The sequence below is a fragment of the Pseudomonas sp. Root562 genome, from assembly GCF_001427125.1.
In the GTDB taxonomy this organism is placed as follows: Bacteria; Pseudomonadota; Gammaproteobacteria; order Pseudomonadales; family Pseudomonadaceae; genus Aquipseudomonas.
The window spans coordinates 91854-99908 of sequence record NZ_LMGK01000006.1; the positions used below are offsets into that span (position 1 = coordinate 91854).

The window sequence follows — 8055 nt, forward strand, 5'->3', positions numbered from 1 at the left end:
CAGCAAGGGGCGGGCCAAATCCCCGCCCTGGTTGCTGCGCTAACTGTCACTGGGTTATCGGTGCCGAGACAGTCACAGTCACCGTCGCCGGTGCCGACAGGGCGTTCCTGGTATCGCTGGCCTGATAAGTAAAGCTTGCCGTGAACGGCGCGGCGATTGTGGCCGGTGGCGTGTAGACCACACGTGCGCCATCAGTGCTGACCGTGCCCTTGCCGACACCTGGTTGCGTCAGGCCTGTCACTTTGAGCGGTACGTTACCGTCAGGGTCGTTGTCGTTGGCCAGGACATTTATCGTCAGCGGTCTGCCGTCGCTGCTGACAGCGCTGTCGGGATAGGCGAGCGGTTTTTTGTTTTCGACTTCGCCTGTGCGAAAGGTCGGCAGCGCAGCCGAGTTCACGTAGGTAACGCCGTCCCAGCCAGGCAGGGGCGTTGGCATCAACTGGAATTGGCCAGGCTTCTCGACGTCCCAGCGCAGCAGCATCGAAGTGTCCTCGTGCTGGGTGTTGTGGCAGTGCTCCATGTAGGTTCCGGCGAACTCGCGGAAGCGGACAGCTATTTCCACGTCCACTGAACTGTCGATGCCTTCGCCGATGCGATAGACGTCTTTGCGCGCGCCTTTTTCCCATTCAGGCGGGGCCTTGCCGTCGCGGTTGAGAACGATGCCTTCTTCGAAGTGCACGTGCACCGGGTGGGTCCAGCCGTTGCCGCCGTTCTTGATTTTCCACACTTCCAGCGTGCCGTCGCCGCTGTAGCCAGCGTCGGTTGGGCCGTTGGCCAGTTGCGGGGCGGCGTTGATGCGCCGTGAGTCATGCTGGTAGCCAAAACTACCGTCGGTCTTGATCGTCCAGGGTTCCTGGTCGGTGCCGTCGGAGCGGCCGAAGATGAACTCGCGATGCCGGGCCGCCTTGAGTTTGGTTTGGACGGTCGGGTCGTCGCGGTTAAGAGTCAGTGGGATCATGACCTTGCCAGCGGCTTTGCCGGGTTTGGCCGGTTCATAATCAGCCGGGTTCATACTCACGTCCGTGCCGCTGTAAGGCTGGACCACCAGTTGCAGAAACTTGCCCACCACCGGATCGCCGTTGTCCCATTCCAGCCCTTTGTTGCCCAGCTTCAGCACCGCCTTGTACTTGCCGGACAGCACGTCGGCCAGGCTGAGCGGATCCATCTCCGGACCTTTGCCGGTCTGATGCGCCATCAGGTTGACGAAGTACAGTTTGTCGCCGGTCTTGATCCCGTTTTTCGCGAAGTTGACGATGATGTCGTAACGCTCAGCAATGCCTTGGGCGGGGAGGATGGCGTTGTGGTCCTGCAGGTCACCGTCGGCATCCAGGTCCATGCTGCCGTCGAACGGCACGGCGTGTTCCATGATGTTGCCGTCGTTGCCGATCAGGTGGAACGGCACTCGGGCGAAGGACACGCCGGAACCTGCCGGCCCCGGGAACTCACCGCCGGTGCCGGCGATTTCGCGGACCAGCGCGATCCGGAAATAGCGCGATACCGAGCCGTTGAGAATGCGGAAGCGGTAGCTGCGCGCGCGGACTTTCAGGCGCGGCTGATACTGCCAGTTGACCAGGATCTGATCGCCAAGAAAGCCGTCGGTGTTGAACGGGTTGAACCACAGCTGACCGTTCTTATCCCAGGCCTTGTCGGCCACCATCAGGTTGACGTCATAGTCGCGGTTGCCCCAGGGCAGTGCCGAACCGCTGGGCAGGCGCAGGTTGACGCCGTCTACGATCGCCTCATTGCCACGATCCAGGGCGCTGTAATAATTCATCATTACCGCGTTGCCCTTGTAGACGTTCTGCGCGGTGAAATCGAGCATGTGGTCGTGGAACCAGTGGGTGCTCATGGTTTCGCGCCAGTCGCCACGGATCTTGATGGTGCCGTTGTTGCAGGTCTTCAGACCCGGGCTGGCATCGTTGACGAACAGGGTTTCGCCCGGTGCGCAGGGGAACGCCGCGCGTGGGTCTTCGGCCTTGGTGTTGATGGTGTCGTAGCCGGCCAGTTGCAGTGGCCAGCGATAGTCGTAGTACTGCCCCGGAAAGAAAAACGCGTTGGTATAGCCGTCGCTTTCGGCCGGGGAGTGGCCGTTGTGTTCGTGGGTGCTGAGGGTGTGCAGACCAAAACCCATGTTGGCCGCCGGATCAATGGGCAGGGCGTTGTAGTGACGCATCAGCACCGGTTGGCCATGCCGCGCCATCAGCAGTTTTACCGGGAAGGTGCCGTCGAAGGTCCACAGCGCTTTGTGGTTCTGGATCGGCATATTGGGGTGAAAGCGGGTGTCGATGCCTTTGGTGGTGCCGACAATGTTGGGGTTGTCCGAGGTCTGGTAATAGAGCCCGCCAGGTCCGAACTCACCGACGGCATAGTTGTGCATCTGCCTGCGGTCGCGCATGCCGCCGTTGATTCTGGCGCCCGCTTGCACGGTTTTGAAAGCGACCTGCGGGTAGAACTCGTTCCAACGCTGATGGGACCAGCCTTTTCCCGGCGGACGACCTTCAGCCGGCGAACCGACCGGATGGCGGTTGAGGAAAGCTTCAACCTGCGACTTCCACGGATTGCGATCCAGCACGTTGGAGTATTGCGACGGAAACGGATAGAGCCCGGGCTGGCGCATGAACGCTTCCAGTGCTGACGTCGACGGGCCGCTGCGAGCGATGCTGTTCGGGTCCTGTTGTGGCGCTGGACCAGCGAGAGGCACGGGGAAGGTCAGCGGTGGCGCGGGCAGGGTCGGGTCGAGTTTTTCCGTGCCGAACTCCTCCAACAGCAGCAATTGCTGGGTGAAGGGTTGCGCCCCGAACAATGGGCTGGGTTTGCCGTTGGTGGGGATTTTGAACGAGGTTTGCAGGCTCGGCGGCAGCACGTTTTCAGTGCGCGGGGTGTTGCGGTCCCCGTACGCGCCGTTCGGCAGGGCCAGCGCGCCCTGGTTGGTCTCGGGCATGGTTTTCAAGGCTTCCAGCGCTGCCGCAGGGTCGGCAGGCGGATTGGAATACGCCGAGGGGTCCGTCGGTGGCGGCTGACTGAAGTCGTCGAGCGGCACGGCATGGGCAGTGTTGAGGGTCAGAAGCACCGCACAGGACAGGCTTGACCTGCGCAGCAAGTGGATGGAATTGAATGGTGGTGTCAGGCTTTTCATTGTTCACCCCTCGCGTAATGCCCCGCCGTCTCCACGTTCGGGACGACAGCTGATGCGGGTACACAGGGTGGAGCAACAAATGAGCCATTACCGCAGGGCGAAAAGAAAGTTCAATTTTGTTGACTGTTGTGATGAGTGATGTAAGTGACAGGGTCAGAGGGTGGGTGATATTCCTCAAGTTTGGTGGTGATTCCCCAACTTATTGGGTGTAGATCCCCACTTGTGCGAATGGTAATTGTCTTGTTTCGGACAGTATTTGGATCCAAGAAAGTCAGCGGTTGCGAGAGAATAATACCTATTTGCAGGGGGTTATATGCGGTTAAGGGAAAGTTTTTCAACAGAAGGGAATGTCAAAAATGACTGGTCAGCAAAGCCGGTCGGTTTTCAATTGCCTCGACCGGCTCTCAGCTGAACGTTAGTTGGTGACCAGCAGTTCCGGACCAAGGTAGTCGTTGATTTGATTGATGTCGTCGTCACCCAGACTGCCTACCGAAGAAGCCAGGCGCAGACGCGACATCAGGTAGCGCAACTTCGCTTCGAACAGATCGTGGCGTGCAACGTACAGCAACTCTTCGGCGTTGAGGACGTCCGAGTTGGTGTTGGTACCGCCTTCCTTGAAGCCTTTGCGTGTCGACATCAGTGAGCGTTCGTTGGACTCCACGGCCCGCTCCAGCGCTTGAATGCGCTTGGCACCGCTGTGTATGCCGGCAAACTCGCGGGTGGTTCCGGAGATCACTTCCTGTCGCGTGGCGTCGAGTTCATCCAGGGCCTTGAAACTGTTTGCGCTGGCCTGGCGTGTCAGGGCGCTGGTGCCGCCGCCGTTGTACAGCGGGAAATTGACTTCCAGCCCGATGGAGCCGTAGCGGTTGCGTTGATTGAGCTCGGAGATTGATTGGCTGTCGCCTGCGGTGTAGCCGGCCACAAAATCCAGTGTCGGCCAGTGACCAGCCCGGGCACGCTTCACTTCTTCTTCGGCGAGGTTGCTGCTGTGCCTGCGCGCATGGATCAGCGGGCTATCGGTCTGGGCCTTGATCAACCAGTCTTGAAGGTTGCTCGGCAGCAGCGGTGGCGTTTCGAAGCCGGGACGCAACGTGGTCAGCGATTCAGGGGTTTCTCCGATGAACTCCTCAAGCTTGCGACGCGCATTGATCAGCTTGTCCTGCGCTTCGATCAGCTCGGCTTCGGCCAGGTCGCGGCGAGCGATCGACTCGTCGATGTCAGTGATGGTGCCGGCCCCCAGCTCCATACGCCGTTTCGCAGAGGCGAGTTGCTCATCGAAGGCGTTCAATTTGGACTTGGCGAGCACGATGGTTTCGCTGGCCAGGAGCACGTCGAAGTAGCTTTCGGCCAGGCGTACTGCCGCGTCCTGGCTCTTGGCATCGAACACCGCGACGCTGTAGTCGGCGCGTTGCTGACCCTGGCGGTACTCGGCCATTTTCTGTTTGTTGAACAGCGGTTGGCGCAACCGCACGTTGGCGCCCTTGGAGTCGTAGTCCAGATCCCGTTCGACACCGCTCTGGCGCTGGGTGCCGTTGACCTTGTTGTCGTAGGCCGAGGCACTGATCTGCGGTAGCAGGCCGGCCTGGCCGATGGCGCGGTTTTCCAGGCCGGCCTCTTTTTCATGCACCGCGGCGCGGTAGACGGGGCCTTGGTATTGCAGCAGATCCCAGGCTTGTTTGAGGTCCATGGCGCTGGCCGGGAGTGACAATCCCAGCAGGCAGAAAATCAGGCAATGACGGTCCATTTCATTGTTCCTTGAAGGCGCTGTCGACACGTTCGAGCATCGGTTTGAGAAGATAGCTCATCAAGTTGCGCTCGCCAGTCTTGATCGTGACGCTGGCGGGCATGCCCGGGCGAATGTGATTGCTGCCCAGCAGACTCATGCCATCGGGTGTGACTTCTACCTGAGCCAGATAGAACGGTTGCTTGCTTTCCTCGTCGAGCAGGCGGTCGGCGGAAACGGTCTTTACTCGGCCAGGAATATTGGGCGTCTGGGCATGGTTGAAAGCCGGAAACGCGATGTCCACGTCCAGGCCGGGAACCATTTTGTCGATGGCCTGGACGGGAATCATCGCGTCGACTTGCAGGGGTTCGTTGCCCGGAACGATTTCCATGATCTTGAAGCCCGGCTGAATGATCCCGCCGATGGTGGCGATGCTCAGGGACTGCACCATGCCATCGATGGGCGAGCGAATGACCGTGTGGGTCACTTCGTAGTCCAGCGCACGCAAGCGGTCGGCCAGGGTGGTGTTTTCCTTGGCGGTGTCGGTGAGCTGCGATTCGACTTCCTTCTGGTAATCATGCTGGCGCTGCAAGATGCGCAGTTTGATTTCGGTGGTCTGGCTGCGTATGCGAGCGATGTTGTTCAGGTTTTCCGCCTGGCCTGCGGAGAGGTCGGCGTTGCTGCGTTCCAGTTCGAGCAGGCGGTTGCGCGGCACATAGCCTTCGGCCGCCAGCACGCGGGTGCCTTGCAGTTCCTGGTTGAGGAAGTTGATCTGCGAGGCGCGGGCGCCATAGACCTGCTGCAGACCCTTGAGCTGGACTGCCGATGCCGCGAGGTTTTCCTGGAGGATGCTGATTTCGCCAGCGAGGCCGGCGCGCCGTGTATCCAGCAAGCGCTGTTGCAAATTCATGGCGGCGACCAGACGGGGGTCATTGCCGAATCGCTTGAGCAATTCGGGATCGAAGGTCACCACGTCGCGCCCGTCCCGTTCCGCTTCCAGGCGGTTTTCGACGGTCTTGCTGACGATGTACTGGGCGCTTACGGCACCCTGTTCGGCAACGGCGCGCAGTGAGTCGAGGCGGACGACTTCCTGGCCTTGTTTCACGGCATCGCCTTCGCGGACAAAAATGGCTTCCACCGTGCCGCCGCTCAGATGTTGTACGGCTTTACGGTTGCTGGTGACTTTTACCGTGCCTGTCGCAACCACGCCGGCATCCAACGGCGCCAGCCAGGACCACAGGAGGAAACCGCCGAAGCCGGCCAGCACCAGCCACATGCCCCGGCGCAGGGGTTTGCCGACGTCCAGATCGACCTCGTTTCTGGGGTCGGCGTGAATCAGGTCCGTGTGTGGGCTCATCTGCATGATCGGGTCACTCCCGTGCTTTAACGGAGGCCAGCGGAGTCGATGCGCCTGCAGGCATCACACTGGCCTTGCGCAGCGCTGCGAATACTTCGTCCCGTGTGCCCAGCATCTGCACGCCGCCATCGCGCAGCATCAGCACCTTATCGACGGCGCAGAGTACGTTCGGGCGGTGGGAAATCAGAATGACGGTGGCGCCACGCTTCTTCAGCTGGCCCAAAGCATCAACCAGAGCCTTTTCACCGACGTCGTCGAGGTTGGCGTTCGGCTCGTCCAGCACAATCAGATTGGGCTCTCCGTACAGCGCGCGGGCCAGGGCGATGCGCTGTTTCTGGCCGCCGGAAAGGGGGCTGCCATCGGTACCCAGGCGGGTCTCATAACCCTGCGCAAAACGCAGGATCATCTCGTGCACCCCTGTCGTCCTCGCGGCCTGGATGACCGCGTCGCTGTCCACTTCACCAAAGCGCGCAATGTTTTCGGCGATGGTGCCTTCGAACAGTTCCACGTCCTGTGGCAGGTAGCCGAGCCAGGGTCCGAGTTCGCCTTTGTTCCAGGTGAATATGTCCGCGCCGTCAAGGCGCACTTTGCCGGCCTGTGTCGGCCAGACGCCGACCAGCAAGCGGGCGAGGGTGGATTTTCCCGAGGCGGATGGGCCGATAACCCCGAGGCTTTCGCCCGGCGAAAGGTTAAAACTTACCCCGCGCAAAATCGTGTTGCTGGTGCCGGGTGAGCCTGCATACACATTCTCCACCCCGAGCATGCCCAGCGGACGCTGCAGCGGCATGCTGGGTGGTCGGCGCGGAAAGTCTTCCAGCATCTCGTTGAGCCGGCTCCAGGCCGAGCGGCAACCGAGCAGTTGTTTCCATGACGCGATGACTTGTTCCACCGGGGCCAGTGCGCGGCCGGTGAGGATCGAGCACGCAATCATCATCCCGGGGGTAATCTTGCCTTCGATGGCCAGCAACGCACCTGCGCCGAGGATCAGTGACTGCAAGGTGATGCGCACGAAACGCCCGATGCTGCTGATCAGCGCGGCGCGATCGGAGGCCAGGGTCTGCATTTCCAGGATGCGCAAATGGCTTTGGTACCAGCGTTTGCCAATCGACGGCAGCATGCCCATGGCCTCGATGACTTCAGCGTTACGCAGGTTGTTGTTGGCGTAGCAGGCGGAAGAGAGGGCGGCATGATTGGCTTCGGCCAGGGGTTTCTGCGTGGCCTTTTCGGTGAGATAGGCCAGGCCCACCAGAATCAGTGATCCGATCAGGGTGACCAGTCCAAGCAGTGGGTGGATCAGGTAGGCAACCAGCAAATAGATCGGCGTCCACGGTGCATCGAAGAAAGCGAACAGGGCATTGCCGGTGATGAACTGTCGAACCTGTGAGAGATCTTGCAGGGCCTGGGCTGGATTGCCTCCGGCGCGATTCAGATTACGCTCGAATGCGGCGGTGAAAACGCGTCGGTTGAGGTCCATGTCCAGGCAATTGCCGACCCGGATCAGCACTCGGGTGCGGACCAGTTCCAGCGTGGACATCAGCAGGAACAGCCCGATCACCAGTAACGTCAACATCGTCAAAGTGGTGACGTTTCGACTGACCAGTGCCCGATCATAGACCTGGAGCATGTACACGGCTGGCGTCAACATCATGACGTTTATCACGCCGCTGAACGCGGCCAGCGAATAAAAACTGCGGCGCAGGCGAAAAATCGCGGCGGCAAGTTCGGAGCGGACGTTCGACTGCTTCTGCATGTTGATAATCCCTCTCCGAAATCCGGTTTGCGATGAGGCAAGGCAGCTTGTGCAAGTGTTGTGCCGGCCCCTAGATGTAGGGGCATGGT

General features: G+C 60.5%; 4 protein-coding genes. All 4 read right to left on the minus strand.

The window, feature by feature from the left end; translation table 11 throughout:
* Nucleotides 1-46: 46 nt before the first annotated feature.
* Entirely contained in the window at nucleotides 47-3136 is a 3090-nt protein-coding gene (locus ASD60_RS07420) for an Ig-like domain-containing protein (protein WP_236708418.1), read from the minus strand.
* 415 nt (nucleotides 3137-3551) lie between these two features.
* Complete coding sequence (locus tag ASD60_RS07425; protein WP_056853381.1) at nucleotides 3552-4880, minus strand: TolC family outer membrane protein; 1329 nt, start codon at nucleotides 4878-4880, stop codon at nucleotides 3552-3554.
* A gap of 1 nt (nucleotide 4881) precedes the next feature.
* Entirely contained in the window at nucleotides 4882-6222 is a 1341-nt protein-coding gene (locus tag ASD60_RS07430; RefSeq protein ID WP_056853382.1) for an HlyD family type I secretion periplasmic adaptor subunit, read from the minus strand.
* Between the two features lie 7 nt (nucleotides 6223-6229).
* Nucleotides 6230-7966, minus strand: coding sequence for a type I secretion system permease/ATPase (locus ASD60_RS07435; RefSeq protein ID WP_056853383.1), 1737 nt, complete (start codon nucleotides 7964-7966; stop codon nucleotides 6230-6232).
* Between the last annotated feature and the right edge of the window lie 89 nt (nucleotides 7967-8055).

What these genes read in the sequence shown, in the direction of transcription:
- ASD60_RS07420 (WP_236708418.1), bottom strand. Translation starts at nt 3,136, where the DNA reads ATGAAAAGCCTGACACCACCATTCAATTCCATCCACTTGCTGCGCAGG.
- ASD60_RS07425 (WP_056853381.1), bottom strand. Translation starts at nt 4,880, where the DNA reads ATGGACCGTCATTGCCTGATTTTCTGCCTGCTGGGATTGTCACTCCCG.
- ASD60_RS07430 (WP_056853382.1), bottom strand. Translation starts at nt 6,222, where the DNA reads ATGCAGATGAGCCCACACACGGACCTGATTCACGCCGACCCCAGAAAC.
- ASD60_RS07435 (WP_056853383.1), bottom strand. Translation starts at nt 7,966, where the DNA reads ATGCAGAAGCAGTCGAACGTCCGCTCCGAACTTGCCGCCGCGATTTTT.